Here is a 13,706-nt window from a genome sequence, read left to right as displayed (position 1 = left end):
TAAGCCAGTCTAATCTTCATCCAGCATGACTTTTGCGGTTAAGGCCAGCAATTCCCGTAATTTATCTATGCGCAGATGGTAATATAAGCGGTGATCCTCTCTTTTAATTTCAAGAAGGTCCAGAAAGAATAAGAAGTTGGAATGGTAATTCACAGCTGCCGGTGTAATGCCAAGGGCCGCGGCGATTTCCTGCCCGTAATGCGGGCGTTTTTTTAACAGCAGCAGGAAGTCGAGGCGCCTTTTATCCGAGAATGCTTTTAAGAAAAGCTCTGTTTTCTCCCGGTCAGCAGCAGGTCCGTATACACGGTCGTTGAGTACACCGAATATCACCCATCCGACCCTTCCAGCCTCCGTCCAGAAATTAAGGAAATGATTGCCCACTTGCGAAAAGAAGCTGATATGAAAAGTCGTCGGTTCATCATACAGCGCAGGCTCATTCTTGTTAATATCCCTAATGAAGCGGACGGGATCGGCCAGGAAAAGCGCTTCGTAATGTAGGGTGGCTTGTTCAGACTCCATTCGTAACCGCTCTTTCCAGTAGGTAAAGACGTCCTTGTAGAATTGACGGAGCAGCTGCATATACCGCAGTTTCGTTTCTTCCGGGAAAGCAAGACATTCAAGCAGCGGCCCTTGCGCCCCGGCAACCTCAGGCTGAGGTTTCGTTCTTGCCACAAGCTCAGACATCAAAGGAACATCCTTCTTGACTTCCTCCCAGTCATTGCCTTCTAGCAGCTCTTCCAATTTATCGGAATACACGCCATACACCATTTCGGCTACCACTTGTTCTGCCGGTCTCTGCTCCAGCCGTTCAATCCATGCTTCTGCAGTCTGTGGATCAGGATAAGTGCAGATGGATTCGTAGAAAGCAAAATCAAGTGCCTTATGGAAAAAGTTATAATTGAAAAAAAACTGAAGCTCCCGGTAGGAATGAGGTGACAAACGGACCCGTGCGTCCTCATAGTAGGCTGCTACGAGTGGGTCCATCTGAATCTTTAAATCCTCTGCCATGGAGGTCAGCTCTCCCTCACAAGCGATCATTCCCATGGACACTATCAATTCGATGGCCTCATTGTAAGCAAAATTGATATTTTTCAGTAACATATCCTTCATCGCAATTTCCATACTGTCCTCCAATTTCAAGTTTGAATAATTTAAATGTTATGGATAATTGGTTAATATTTAATGATTGCTTAATGTTAAAATAACCCATAGTCAATATTTTGTAAAGAGTAAATTTATGAAGGAGATCCAAGTCATAAAACGGCAAAAAAAAGATGCCTTAGGCATCTAGAGTGATCCGTAAATTGTATTATTGTAATTGTGACATGTACTCATATGCAGTAATCCCGAACATACTTTTGAAATGCCTGTTCAGATGTGTCAGATCCACAAATCCGTATTCCGCTACGGCCGTGTAGATATCCTTGCTGGCCTCAATGGACCGCTTGGCATGTTCCACCTTGCAATTCAGAAAGAACTGATAAGGCGAGATCCCTGTATGGGCCTTAAACTCGCGGATCAACTGGTATTTGGACATCCCAAACTCTGTACAAAGATCATCCAGTTTGAGCACATTGCCGATGCTGCCGTACATCATTTCCTTCGCCTGTTTCACAAGCCGGTTATTCTTCCGCTGCTCTGCATCCATCGCTGTTTTGGATAACATGCCGATTAAATGGATCAATTGCTCCGTGCATAGCGTTTCGTCGTTACCGTCCAGAATGGCCCGGCTGAGGGCGCAGATACTTCGTGCTAGGCTGACGTCGTAGACGATAGGGGACTGGAAACGCAGTTCTTTCTTCCCCAGGATCTCGGCTACCAGCTCAGGCTTGATATAGAGCATGACATAATCAATGCCCTCCTTATCGTAGGACCTGCCGTCATGATACTGCTCGCGGTTAAACAGCATGACGCCATTCCTGTGGGAGGACTGGAAGCTGTCGCTCAAATTATATTGCTGAATGCCGCGCAGGGTTACGCCGACAGCATATTCCTCGTGGCAATGTTTTTTATAGGTGAAATCGGCAAAACTTGCCGCCAGAGCAAGGACATCTGCAGATTTTTTATACGTAAATTGCTCCATACACTCACCCCCAACACTCTCTATACGATTCCCGACGCCATAATTGCAGAGTATACCAGAAACAGCGCCATTAGGATATTGACTATTTTTTGATGCTGCTGGAGAAATTTCTTGAAGACTGTTCCACAGATGACCCAGGTCATAAACGCCAGAAACCCGATAACCGTAATGATGGCTACAAACTGAAATGATGCTAATGAGGAGGAATAGTAAGGCATCACATAGCTGGGAATCACCGTTAAACTAAATACGATCACCTTTGGATTCACAAACTGCATCACTAGGCCTGAGAAAAAATTGGTGTTGTGGGACGGTGCGGCCTCCCCTGAATTCATCTTGTAGATTTGATAGGCAAGATAGAGCATATAGACACTGCCGATGATCTGCATAATACCCACAATATTCGGGATCACTCCGGCAAGCACATGGTTCAGCACAGCAGAAGCAGCAAGCAGCAGGCCAAAGGCAATCGTGGCTCCGTATACATATTTCATTGTCTTTCTTGCACCGAAATGCTGCACAGAAGATAAGATCACAATATTGGTGGGCCCGGGTGTGATGGTGATAACAACGCAATAGATGATAAAAGCTGTAATATTCATGAGGACCTCCTAAAGTCTATTCCGATGAATAATACAGGTGATCTTAGCATGCATATAGTATATTATTGCAGAAATCGCCGAACTGGTAATACAAGCTGGAGGCGCATATGTACAGACTCAATCCGCACTTTTTACAGCGATCCTCTTCCCGGGGATCGTTTTTGCTTTGCGTTCGGAAATGTAGGAGCCGGCGAGGGTGAGCAAGGTTCCCGCCACAGTGACCCAAGTGATATTCTCATGCAGGAACAGGGCAGAGGCGGCAACCGTAACTACAGGCACAATATAGATGTACACGCTTGTTTTTACCGCTCCAAGGATTCCGACCACCCGGTTCCAGGTGACAAAACAGAGTGCCGAGGCTCCCAGTCCCAAGAAAAGAAGGTTGGATACATTGGAAAGACTGAGTAATCTGTTCAGGCCAAGACGGAAATCAAACAGTAAAAGCGCAGGCAGCATAAACAGCAGCCCATAAAAAAACACTCTGCGGGTAGCCCCGATCGTATGATGCTGCAATGCGCTTATTTTCCGCATCAGTACGGAATAGATTGCCCATAAGGCAGGGGCCAGGAAGGCCAGCAGATCTCCAATGGGATTCAGCTGCAGGATGAAACTCCCGTTCAGCCCGATTAACACAATACCGGCCAGCGCAATCAGAAACCCGGTCATAAACTGCGCATTCAGCTTCTCTTCCTCCAGGAAGAAGTGAGCGGCAAGCGCCGTGAAGAAGGGGGCAATCGAAACAATCACGCCAACATTGGATGCGAGCGTATAGACAAGGGCGATATTTTCCACTAGAAAATATAACGTTGCCCCACAGAGCCCAGCCGCGATAAACAGCAGCTCTTCTTTGAATGATTTCGTCCGAAGCGGACGCGAATAAATAAGACACAATGCGACGTAACCGATGATAAAGCGAAAGAACAGAATTTCAATGGGCGTAAAGTCAACTAACAGTATTTTAGTAGAGATAAAAGTTGTACCCCAGATCAGAATGGTAAGCAACGCGAGCAGATGTCCGGTAGTGGCCTTGCGCTCCTCCATCATGGCGTAATCTCCGGAGATGGCTTTGTTTCTGTCTGACGGGTCGTAAATATGCGCATATATTGCTTAGGCGTTAGACCGATCAGCTTCTTGAAGAAATTGGTAAAATGGCTCTGATCACTGAATCCGGTCAGGAGCGCCACTTCAATGGGCAGCATCCCTTGTTCCAACAGGCGTTTGGCATGGTTAATCCGAATCGTTTCCAGGTAGCAATAGGGCGATATTCCTTTTTGTTTCGTAAATAGACGCAGCAGGTGATATTTGCTTAAGCCGGTCAAGGCCGTTAACTGATTCAGCGTAATGCTTTCCATATAATGTGACTCTATGTACTGGCAAATGCTTTTGATTTCCATGGTAAGCTCCCGGGTGGGGCTAGGGGGTTCTGCGTCGGAGTATTCTCTCAATAGCTGCTCCAGCAGGAACAGGAATAGTTCTTCTTTTTGGAAATCGGACTGTTCCTCCAGCAGCATCCGGTGCAGCTCATGCAGGGACAAGGCCAGCTCACTCTGGTAAAGAACAGTTGGTGTGAACCTGGGCAGATCGCCCGCCCCCGTAATTTCCAGCACATACTGGCGCATAATCTCCGGCTCTATATTGATGCAGCGATAGTCAAGCGTTCTGCCGTCCAGCTGTTCACAGGCGTGGGGATCCTGCGGATTAAAGATAATCACATCTCCGCTATTAAGAATATGCTCTTCATGATTGCATACCAGATACCGCTTGCCCTGTTCAATGAATCCAATGACATAGTAGTCATGGAAATGGTTGGGGAACTTCTGCATAATCCCTTCAAACCGATACGCTTCAAGCTTTAAGTCCGTATCATAGACTACCGTACGTACTTCACGAGTCACTGTCTGCACCTTCTTTTCTGGTTCTATGTAGCCATTATAATATGAACAACAGAACATTTCTTGAATGATGTTGCTGGAGCAGAGGTGCTAAACGGCCTTACAGAAAAGGCTAATTGTGGTATGATTTCCGGGAAGAAGCGAAAAAGGGAGTTTACCAATAAGGGGGATTAATCATTGTCCAGAACAAGATATGGAGCTTGTATCATCACGCTGATGTTGGGCTTGCAGCTGGGGTGCAGCGCAGACATAGAAGGAAATGGGAATCATACGGTAACGGAAACTAAGACTGAAACTGAAACCGTAGAAATAGATAGTAATAAACAGAGTGCAAGGATTCCGTTTACACAACATCTCTACTCCAAGCATTCGCCTGATTTCACTTGGGAGTGGAGTAATACCGAAAATTTACCGAAGGAAATTACGGATCGGTATAAAGAGTACGAAAATTCAGCACCCGGCGGATATCTAGTGAAGGAAACCCCCACAGAGTATTTCATATGCGTAAGCATCGGGGAAACAGAGTCGGTAACAAAGGGATTTGAGGTAAAATCACTAACACTTCCCGCTGAACATGCCGCAGCTGAAAAACCGATTTTAAAAATTGAGGCAGTGCCTGTGAGTGATCAGAATCCATCGGACAAAGAAATGCCAGGAAAATTGTTTACCAGATCTCTTATCAGTGTCGCCAAGGAAGATTTGCCGGAAGGCATCAGATTACATTCAATGATTATGAGTCTGGAAGAATGAATGGAATATCAATAATTAAGTGAAGGTGATCAAGATGTTAGATCTAATCTCTGCACACCGTTATTTATATTTTCTTATTAAAAATCAGGGCTCCATAGCAGAATTCGAACAGTGGCTTTACAGCAATGATGAATTGGAGCAAATTTTGGGTGAACAGGAATACTACGAATTTATCTCGAGGAATTATAAGAACAAATTCGCTTTTCTTGAAACAGAGAAGCAGGTCTACAGAATTATTCAGCTAGGCAGGTTTGAACAAGAAAGGCTTGAACTGTTGCTTAATGAGCTTCTGACGCTTGAGGATGCTTCCAGACAACTGGAGATTATGCATGTGCTTTATGAAGAGTATTGTAGTGGTTACTCATTTTTGAGATACATAGCTTTAACCTATATTACTACGTCTGACGAATATAAGGAGATACTCATTGAGGATAAACAGAAGAGTAATTCTTATATCACGGGCGTAAGGAGAGAAGCGAGCAGGCTACTTGGATTTTTCGGACGAAACGAAATCATTATCGAGGAAGAACATGAATTTATAGACCACAGGACTGAAAAGGACAGAATTGAAATGCATAGCATTGATAAAATGTTAAATCAAAAATGACTTTAATCTCCCGTTACCCCCTGCATTCCCTACTCATTTCTCTGTGATCGCTGGTCCGGTTGCAGGGGAATTCCTATCTATAGCGTCAAATAAAGGAAGTGTGATAACACAGCCGGTTGCATTGGAAGGAGTAGAGTATTAGGGGCAATAACAACTTAAGAATAACGTAAGAATTACATAAGAAAAAAGAAATTTCTGATCACTACTATAGTAATTAGGGAAAAGAACAGCTAAGTAAGGAAGGTGTATCATTTGGGAATCAAAATACGGAAAACTACGGTTCAAAACCTCTGGATGATGTGGGAAAAAGCATTTTCGGTGCTTACATATTTTCGGGGAGCAAGTACATCGCGTTTTGGCATATGCTCGGTGATGCTGAAAAAACATCGGGGCGAGGCCATTGTATGCCAGGATTCAACAGTTATCCATAAAGGAGAGTGGGTAGGGGAGCTTCACCTGGACAATGAAAAAATTCTGAAGCTTATTAAGTCCGAAGGCTCGGATCGTGCGGCACTGCAAACGGCCCGCCTCCTGCGTAAATCAATGAAGCAAATTAATGAAGCCTTTGAATCGCAGTCGGAGTACCAGCAGGTGAAAGCGTTAATGGGTATCACACTGCTCCATCGCGGTTTGACACATGGTCTGGGCTTTGAACAGCAGCAGATGAAATCGGGATTTTTTACGAGAATTACAACAGTCTACCTCCGCCTGCTGCTGTCAGCTATGCATCCGGAAGGAAGAAAAAGAATTGACCGGCGCACCGATCAGCTTGTACCCATGCTTCTGGTTCACTCGCGGGGATCGCTGAAGAAGCGATTCTCCCCCGAACAGCGTCTGTCCGGATAAGCTGCCAATAAAGGGGGAGGGGAAGCATGTTTAACTATTTAATAGGAGGAATACTCTGTATTGCCGCTCTTTATATGTTCATTCCAAGCTTAATCTCGCGGATGACCGGATGGGGGGTCTTCCGCAAAGGTAAAGGAAAGGGAGAGGTGGCCTTCACTTTTGATGATGGGCCACATCCGGAATATACACCGAAATTACTCGATTTATTGGAACGGCATCAGGTCAAAGCAACCTTTTTCGTACTGGGATCGCAAGCGGAACGGTATCCCGAGCTTGTTCGCAGAATCGACCGTGAGGGCCATCAGATTGGCATACACAATTATTGTCACACTTCCAACTGGCTAATGCTGCCTAAAACGATTCGCAGTGAACATCTGGATCGTTCCGCAGATATTATAGAAGGTATTGTTGGCACCAGACCCGACCACTATCGTCCGCCCTGGGGCTTAATGAATATGTTTGATTACTTCCGTAAGGAATACCGGATTGCACTATGGTCAATTACGGCAGGTGACTGGAGCAGCCGGGTCTGTCAGACCCGCCTCCAGTCAAAGCTGCTTGACCAAATTACTGGCGGCTCCGTTGTGTTGCTGCATGACAGCGGTGAGACAGTGGGGGCAGACTCACAGGCACCTCATTTTATGCTGGAGGCTTTAGACGAGGTGCTGCCGCAATTGAAGACAAGACACCTTAGATTCGTACGATTGGATGAAATGGCATAATACTCATATTGAACCCTCTGCGTTGTGTGCGCCAGAGGGTTTTTCCTGTAAAGGGGATTAAGTATATTGACCTGGCATAACGAAATAGTTAATGATAATGTAGATGGACATTACAATAAGATGAATCTGTCCAAAGATTCAAAGCGGGGTGGCTTTATTTGTTTAAAATTATGCTTATCGAAGATGATGTTACGTTATTCAATGAGATCAAGGACCGGTTGTCACAGTGGTCCTATGAGGTCTATGGCATTTCGGATTTCGGCAAGGTGCTGCAGGAATTCACGGTGGTCAAACCGGAGCTGGTCGTGATCGACATTCAGCTGCCGCAGTTTGACGGGTTCCACTGGTGCCGGCTGCTGCGTGCACATTCCAATGTGCCGATTATCTTTCTGTCCTCACGCGATCATCCGAGCGATATGGTGATGTCTATGCAGCTGGGAGCCGATGATTTTATTCAGAAGCCGTTTCATTTTGAGGTGCTGATCGCCAAAATCCAAGCCACATTACGCCGGGTGTACAATTATAGCACCGAGCGGACGGAGCTGAAGACATGGCGCGGAGCGACGATTGAATATGTGAAGAACACTGTAACCAACACTCTTGGCGCTGCTCTGCTTACTAAGAATGAGACGTTTATCCTGAAGATCCTGGTAGAGCGCAAAGATCAGATTGTAAACCGCGAAGACCTGATCAAGAATCTGTGGGACAATGAGCATTTTGTGAGCGACAATACGCTGACCGTGAATGTGAACCGGCTGCGCAAAAAGCTGGAACCGCTGGGGCTGGACACTTATATTGAAACCCGGGTGGGACAAGGGTATATGGCAACTGAAGAGGCCGCATTATGATCTGGAAATACCTCAAGGAGAAACGGAGCTGGCTGCTCCTGCTCGTCGTGCTGCAGTTGCTCCTTCTGTTAGTAGTCTATCTCGATGCGTCTATTCCGTTAATGCCGATGCTCTACATAATACTGCTGAATGTGCTGGTCTGTACCGCATTTGTGTTTCTCCGATATCCCAAGGAAACCCGGTTCTACAGAAACATGGAAGCCTGGGATCAAACTTATGATCTTGGTGTTCTGGGGGAAGCCGAGAGCCCGTTCGAAAAGGTAGTGCAGGAAGCAGTGATCACCCAAACGGAACGTTACCGGCAGGAGACCTCGGTGAATTTTCAACTGCTGGAATCGGAGAAGGATGATCTGCTGTCGTGGATTCATGAGGTCAAAACTCCGCTAACGGCCATGCAGCTGATGATTGAACGTCTTCCGGACGAGACCCTGCAGAAGCAGTTAATGTACGAATGGCTGCGGGTCCATCATCTGCTCGACCAGCAGCTTCACCAGAAACGGATTCCCTTTATGCGCAATGACCTGTTTATCGAAAAGGTCAAGCTGGAGCCGGTTCTGAACAAGGAGATCCGGGCGCTGAAATCCTGGTGTATTCCCAAAGGCATCGGCTTCGACGTATCCCTTACGGCCGAAGAAGTGCTGACCGATGGGAAGTGGCTAGGCTTTATGCTCAGGCAGCTGCTGACGAATGCCGTGAAATACAGTGAAGCTTCCGATATCCTCATCCTGAGCTCGGAAAAAGACGGTCATGTTGTGCTTACCGTTGAGGATTTCGGGCGGGGAATTGACCCTAAGGATCTGCCGCGGATATTTGATAAAGGCTTCACCTCGACGAGCGGGCGACAGGAAGGGGCCGCTACCGGGATGGGACTGTATTTGACTAAGCAAGTGGCGGAGCCGCTGGGGATCAATATTCAGGTGAATTCTATACTTAGGCAAGGAACAGTATTTACATTGATCTTTCCACGGGAGAATGAGTTCGTAAAGATTGAAGGTATGTGAAGGCGGTCCGTGCTGAAACATCTGAGCGAAAAAAGCGTCAATATAAATATACTGGATAAAAATTGAAGGTAGGAGTTGTTTATATGCGCTATTTTGCGATGTTTGCGGTTGCCGTCATATTGCTCGCGGGATGCCAGAACGGGAAAGCGACGGTGGATAACGTTAATGCTTCCGAAGTGAATACCAATAAAAGGGCAGAGGCTCAGAGCTCGCCCTTGGCACCGCAGCCGTCCTCCACAGCACCCGTAAGTACAGAAGAACCCTTTCTCTATATAGAACAACTGGAAAGTATCAGCAGCAATCAACGACTGGTGCAAGTGAAATCCAATAGTGACATAGACAAGCTTTCACTGGAGCAGGCGCTGAAGAACAGCCTAAATACAAGCGATCCACATACTGAGTTCAGCTATACACTGGAATGGGAATCGCCCCGGTTTGTGCAAATTCGTCTTCGTATGCTTGAGGAGAGTCCTTTTTCCTGCCTGTTTAATCTGGATGAAGCCCAAACGGCAGACGGAAGAACGTATAAAAATGAAGATCAGCCGTACCGCAATAAGGTCGTGGTGCAATATTCAGCCAATCAGGGCAGTATCACGCTGAAGAACTTTCAATCGGGTACGAACAAGGTACTTCCGGCTTGGGATACAAGCTGGATCAAAAATATCAACGACAGCGGTAAGAACGGTCCGTCCTTCCTGTTTTACGGGAAAGAGGAACATCATTTATACGATGCCTTAGGGGACAAGATTATGAATATCCCTTCAGTTCCGGCTAAGGAGGGTTCGTACGGCAATGACTATGGATACCATGAAATGTATTCCGACCGTTTCTATCCTGAATATACTTATATGGTTCTGGGAAACAAGATATTATATAAAATTGATTTGAACGATTTCTCGCGCGAGCCGCTGCATAGCTTTGAGAAGCCGGTATACGGGATGTCTTCCTCACCGGATGGCAGCAAAATTGCCGTATTATTTGCTCACGATGACTATGTGGGTACCGGGGCGGATCTGCTGGTTCTGGATAAGAAGGGGAATAAGGTCTTTTCGAAGGAAAATGCGGCCTCAATGTCACATAGCGATGGCTTCTTGTTTGTTTATCCACTGACGTGGCAGGACAATTCGGTTCTTATTCTCCCAGCAGACAGTGAAGAGAGTAATCCGCTCGGCAGGATAACTTTGGACATCCGGAGCAGCAAGTCCTCGATCGTCCAGGATGAGCGGCTAACGGATCAGGTGATGAAGGATATTTTTGCGCATGAAGGCCAGCAGGACTATTATGCTATCTCGAAGATCCGTTGGTCGCCAGATGGCAAGTTAGCGGCATACGCCTCCAATACCAGCACTATTTGGGTATACAATCGTATTGACCGGACATTTGAATTTGTGGCTGCGGGCACGCTGCTCGGATGGATGCCGGATGGAACGCTGGCTTGGGCGGATACGGCAAGTCCAGCCTATACATTCTGAGAATGACTGGGCCTTTTCAGGAGATATCGGGCATGTGACAACAATGTCACATGCCTCTTCACTTTGTTCGGCGAATCGCAGGAAAAAGAAAAACATCCCGCTTATGATAGAACTATAGAAAAGGAGTGGGTGGAACATGATCATTATGCAGGCTAATAAAATTTACAAAACCTACGGGAAAAAATTCAATAAACAAGAGGTCTTGAAAGGCATTGACCTTCAAGTAAATAAAGGCGAGTTTGTCGGCATTATGGGGGCGTCCGGTTCAGGGAAGACGACATTGCTGAACGTGCTGTCCTCCATCGACCGCGTAAGCCAGGGAACGATCGAAATCGAAGGCAAGGAATTTACGGGCATGAAGGAAAAACAGCTGGCTGAATTCCGCAAGCATCATCTCGGATTCATTTTTCAGGAATATAACCTGTTAGACACGCTAACGGTCAAAGAAAATGTGCTGCTGCCGCTGTCCATCACAGGTATTTCCAAGAAGGATGCCCATCAGAAGTTCGAACAGGTAGCGGGCGAACTGGGGATCTACGAGTTGAAGGATAAGTACCCCTCGGAAATATCAGGCGGGCAGAAGCAGCGGACATCGGCGGCAAGAGCGTTTGTGCATGACCCGAGCATCATTTTTGCAGATGAGCCTACGGGGGCGCTGGATTCCAAGTCGGCCTCCGACCTGCTGAACAAGCTTTCTGACATGAACAGCAAACGCCAGGCGACCATCGTCATGGTTACGCATGATCCTGTGGCGGCCAGCTATTGCAGCCGGGTGGTGTTTATCCGTGACGGGCAAATTTATACGCAGCTGAACAAAGGTGATGAGTCCCGGCAGTCCTTCTTCAACGACATTATCAAGACTCAGGGCGTATTGGGCGGTGTTCAGCAATGAGCCTGAATTATATCGTTCTGCGCAATCTGAAAAAAAATATTAAAAATTATTATCTTTACGTCTTTGCCTTGATCTTCGGTGTGGCGTTGTATTTTTCCTTTGTGACCCTTAAATATGATCCGGCCATGGACGAAGTCAAAGGTTCGGTAAAGGGTGGGGCAGCTATCGGCACCTCTTCTGTGCTGCTAGTGGTCATTGTGGCGATTTTCCTGCTCTATGCCAATACGATCTTCATTAAACGGCGCAGCCGGGAGATTGGCTTGTTCCAGTTGATTGGACTCACCAAAGGTAAAATTTTCAAATTGCTCAGTGCGGAGAACCTGATTCTGTATTTTGGTTCCATGATCATCGGAATTGGTGCGGGGTTTGTGATGTCACGGCTGATATTGATGATTTTGTTCAAAATCCTTGAAGTGGATGAATTGGCCAAGCTGCGTTTCTCCACGCAGGCGCTGCTGCAGACCGTGATCGTTTTTGCTGCGATATACCTGCTGATTATGATCATGAACTACGTGTTCATTAAAGGGCAGAGCATCCTTTCCCTGTTCAGGGTCACTTCCACGACTCAGGAGCGGATTAAAAAAATGTCGCTGTGGGAGATTATCATGGGTTTGCTAGGCATCGGATTTGTTGCGGGGGGGTATTATCTGTCGACCCAGCTTTTCGGCGGAAAGTTCAATGCCATGAACGAATTAATGATCATCATGATCTTGGTTCTCGGCTTAGTCATTGTCGGCACCTACCTCTTCTATAAAGGTTCGGTCAGCTTTGTATTCAACGCGATCCGCAAAAGCAAAAAGGGTTACCTGTCCATCAACGAGGTATTGTCGCTCTCATCGATCATGTTCCGGATGAAATCGAACGCGCTGCTCTTGACGATCATCACGACGGTTTCTGCACTGGCCATCGGGTTGTTGTCTTTAAGCTATATCTCCTATTATTCGGCGGAAGCGACAGCCAAAGAAAGTTCCCCGCATGATTTTGGCTTTGCCCGGACCGAGGCGAAGGAGAAGTTTATTCAAGCGCTCAATAAGGAGCAGATCAAGTACAAGGAAATTGATATCTATCCGGTTGGTGTGGATGTAGATGCCACTCAAATTATGGACGTGTCACCGTTCACAGCTTCCGAGGACCGCATCCTATCCACCTCTGTTGTCAGTGACATCAGCATCGAAGGTGTAGAATTGGAACCCGGTGAGACCCGTCTCATGGGCTACAGCAGTGCTTTGGAAAAATTAATAACACTGAAAGAGACCGGAGAGGTTGGGTTCCTGACTTCAAGCGGGACGATTAAGCTGCAGCTGAGCGGTGTATCCAAACAGCCTACTCTGCCTGTCTATTATGCCTCCGGCTCCGGAGTATTCGTGGTGGATGAGTCCGTTTATCAGGAACTGGTTAAGGTGCTCGATCCCAAACTGCAAAAAAAGAAAGAAGTAGCGAATTATTATGGGATTGAAATCACCGACCGGTCGAAAATGGACACCGCGAATCAAATTTACGAGAACCAAGCTCCGCAGGAGCCGAGCTTTTCCCAGCATGAGTACGAAATGAACCAGCGGAGTAATATGGGGATGATTATGTTCATCGTCGGGTTTCTGGGCCTGACCTTCCTCATTACCTCAGGCTGTATTCTTTACTTCAAGCAGATGGATGAAGGCGAGGAGGAAAAAGGCGGCTATACCATCCTGCGCAAACTGGGCTTTACCCAGAGCGACCTCCTACACGGCATCCAATTCAAGCAGCTGTTCAATTTCGGCATTCCGCTGGTCATCGGCCTGAGCCATAGCTACTTTGCTGTCAAATCCGGCTGGTTCTTCTTCGGTACTGAGATGCTTACACCGATGATCCTGGTCATGCTGTTCTATACAGTACTGTATTCGGTCTTCGGCTTCCTGTCGGTGCTCTTTTACAAGAGAGTGATCCGTGAATCGTTATAGGAATTACCGCAGTCTGCCTTTCCGGCAGGCTGTTTTTTTATATGAGGCAAGTAA

The 13,706-nt window shown here is 46.7% G+C and carries 14 protein-coding genes; 9 read left to right on the top strand and 5 right to left on the bottom strand.

The annotated features are described in order from the left end of the window. Positions 1 to 9 precede the first annotated feature (9 nt). The 5 genes from ACQ76X_RS00325 to ACQ76X_RS00305 form a co-directional block, all read right to left on the bottom strand. The gene (locus tag ACQ76X_RS00325) at positions 10 to 1,122 is read right to left on the bottom strand and encodes an ArsR/SmtB family transcription factor (RefSeq protein WP_438490876.1); all 1,113 of its coding nucleotides are present in this window, start codon (positions 1,120 to 1,122) and stop codon (positions 10 to 12) included. Positions 1,123 to 1,309: 187 nt separating this feature from the next. Continuing rightward, positions 1,310 to 2,083: an AraC family transcriptional regulator gene (locus ACQ76X_RS00320; protein ID WP_438490875.1), complete on the bottom strand. Its 774-nt coding sequence runs from the start codon at positions 2,081 to 2,083 to the stop codon at positions 1,310 to 1,312. Positions 2,084 to 2,103: 20 nt separating this feature from the next. Then, positions 2,104 to 2,685: a LysE family translocator gene (locus ACQ76X_RS00315; RefSeq protein ID WP_076112432.1), complete on the bottom strand. Its 582-nt coding sequence runs from the start codon at positions 2,683 to 2,685 to the stop codon at positions 2,104 to 2,106. 117 nt (positions 2,686 to 2,802) lie between these two features. Further along, positions 2,803 to 3,726 (bottom strand): DMT family transporter, encoded by a 924-nt coding sequence (locus tag ACQ76X_RS00310; protein WP_438491573.1) that lies wholly within the window; start codon positions 3,724 to 3,726, stop codon positions 2,803 to 2,805. Beyond that, positions 3,726 to 4,580, bottom strand: a complete 855-nt coding sequence (locus ACQ76X_RS00305; protein WP_438490874.1) for an AraC family ligand binding domain-containing protein — start codon at positions 4,578 to 4,580, stop codon at positions 3,726 to 3,728. Before ACQ76X_RS00305 ends, ACQ76X_RS00310 begins: the two co-directional genes overlap by 1 nt. Before the next feature lie 174 nt (positions 4,581 to 4,754). Between ACQ76X_RS00305 and ACQ76X_RS00300 the strand changes: the two genes are divergently transcribed. From ACQ76X_RS00300 to ACQ76X_RS00260, 9 genes are all read left to right on the top strand, one after another. Beyond that, positions 4,755 to 5,327: a hypothetical protein gene (locus ACQ76X_RS00300; protein ID WP_438490873.1), complete on the top strand. Its 573-nt coding sequence runs from the start codon at positions 4,755 to 4,757 to the stop codon at positions 5,325 to 5,327. A gap of 34 nt (positions 5,328 to 5,361) precedes the next feature. After that, entirely contained in the window at positions 5,362 to 5,934 is a 573-nt protein-coding gene (locus ACQ76X_RS00295) for a hypothetical protein (RefSeq protein ID WP_438490872.1), read from the top strand. A 252-nt stretch (positions 5,935 to 6,186) separates the two neighbouring features. Next, positions 6,187 to 6,780: a YkoP family protein gene (locus ACQ76X_RS00290; protein WP_438490871.1), complete on the top strand. Its 594-nt coding sequence runs from the start codon at positions 6,187 to 6,189 to the stop codon at positions 6,778 to 6,780. Between the two features lie 26 nt (positions 6,781 to 6,806). Then, positions 6,807 to 7,502, top strand: a complete 696-nt coding sequence (locus ACQ76X_RS00285) for a polysaccharide deacetylase family protein (protein ID WP_438490870.1) — start codon at positions 6,807 to 6,809, stop codon at positions 7,500 to 7,502. A gap of 158 nt (positions 7,503 to 7,660) precedes the next feature. After that, positions 7,661 to 8,350 carry a response regulator gene (locus ACQ76X_RS00280; protein ID WP_438490869.1) on the top strand — a complete coding sequence of 230 codons (690 nt, stop codon included), beginning with the start codon at positions 7,661 to 7,663 and terminating at the stop codon, positions 8,348 to 8,350. Beyond that, positions 8,347 to 9,351 (top strand): sensor histidine kinase, encoded by a 1,005-nt coding sequence (locus ACQ76X_RS00275; RefSeq protein WP_438490868.1) that lies wholly within the window; start codon positions 8,347 to 8,349, stop codon positions 9,349 to 9,351. The genes ACQ76X_RS00280 and ACQ76X_RS00275 overlap by 4 nt, the downstream gene beginning before the upstream one ends. Before the next feature lie 83 nt (positions 9,352 to 9,434). After that, positions 9,435 to 10,823 carry a hypothetical protein gene (locus ACQ76X_RS00270; protein WP_438490867.1) on the top strand — a complete coding sequence of 463 codons (1,389 nt, stop codon included), beginning with the start codon at positions 9,435 to 9,437 and terminating at the stop codon, positions 10,821 to 10,823. A gap of 136 nt (positions 10,824 to 10,959) precedes the next feature. After that, positions 10,960 to 11,715, top strand: coding sequence for an ABC transporter ATP-binding protein (locus ACQ76X_RS00265; RefSeq protein WP_038594028.1), 756 nt, complete (start codon positions 10,960 to 10,962; stop codon positions 11,713 to 11,715). Continuing rightward, entirely contained in the window at positions 11,712 to 13,652 is a 1,941-nt protein-coding gene (locus ACQ76X_RS00260; RefSeq protein WP_438490866.1) for an FtsX-like permease family protein, read from the top strand. The genes ACQ76X_RS00265 and ACQ76X_RS00260 overlap by 4 nt, the downstream gene beginning before the upstream one ends. Positions 13,653 to 13,706 lie beyond the last annotated feature (54 nt).

It is taken from the genome of Paenibacillus sp. IHBB 3054 (assembly GCF_051594305.1).
GTDB lineage: Bacteria > Bacillota > Bacilli > Paenibacillales > Paenibacillaceae > Paenibacillus_AQ.
Note: the sequence above shows the minus strand (reverse complement) of the source record. Positions and strands in the feature narration are given on the sequence as shown.

Coding starts and splice junctions, on each gene's coding strand:
- ACQ76X_RS00325 (WP_438490876.1), bottom strand. CDS start 1,122: ATGGAAATTGCGATGAAGGATATGTTACTGAAAAATATCAATTTTGCT.
- ACQ76X_RS00320 (WP_438490875.1), bottom strand. CDS start 2,083: ATGGAGCAATTTACGTATAAAAAATCTGCAGATGTCCTTGCTCTGGCG.
- ACQ76X_RS00315 (WP_076112432.1), bottom strand. CDS start 2,685: ATGAATATTACAGCTTTTATCATCTATTGCGTTGTTATCACCATCACA.
- ACQ76X_RS00310 (WP_438491573.1), bottom strand. CDS start 3,726: ATGGAGGAGCGCAAGGCCACTACCGGACATCTGCTCGCGTTGCTTACC.
- ACQ76X_RS00295 (WP_438490872.1), top strand. CDS start 5,362: ATGTTAGATCTAATCTCTGCACACCGTTATTTATATTTTCTTATTAAA.
- ACQ76X_RS00285 (WP_438490870.1), top strand. CDS start 6,807: ATGTTTAACTATTTAATAGGAGGAATACTCTGTATTGCCGCTCTTTAT.
- ACQ76X_RS00275 (WP_438490868.1), top strand. CDS start 8,347: ATGATCTGGAAATACCTCAAGGAGAAACGGAGCTGGCTGCTCCTGCTC.
- ACQ76X_RS00270 (WP_438490867.1), top strand. CDS start 9,435: ATGCGCTATTTTGCGATGTTTGCGGTTGCCGTCATATTGCTCGCGGGA.
- ACQ76X_RS00265 (WP_038594028.1), top strand. CDS start 10,960: ATGATCATTATGCAGGCTAATAAAATTTACAAAACCTACGGGAAAAAA.
- ACQ76X_RS00260 (WP_438490866.1), top strand. CDS start 11,712: ATGAGCCTGAATTATATCGTTCTGCGCAATCTGAAAAAAAATATTAAA.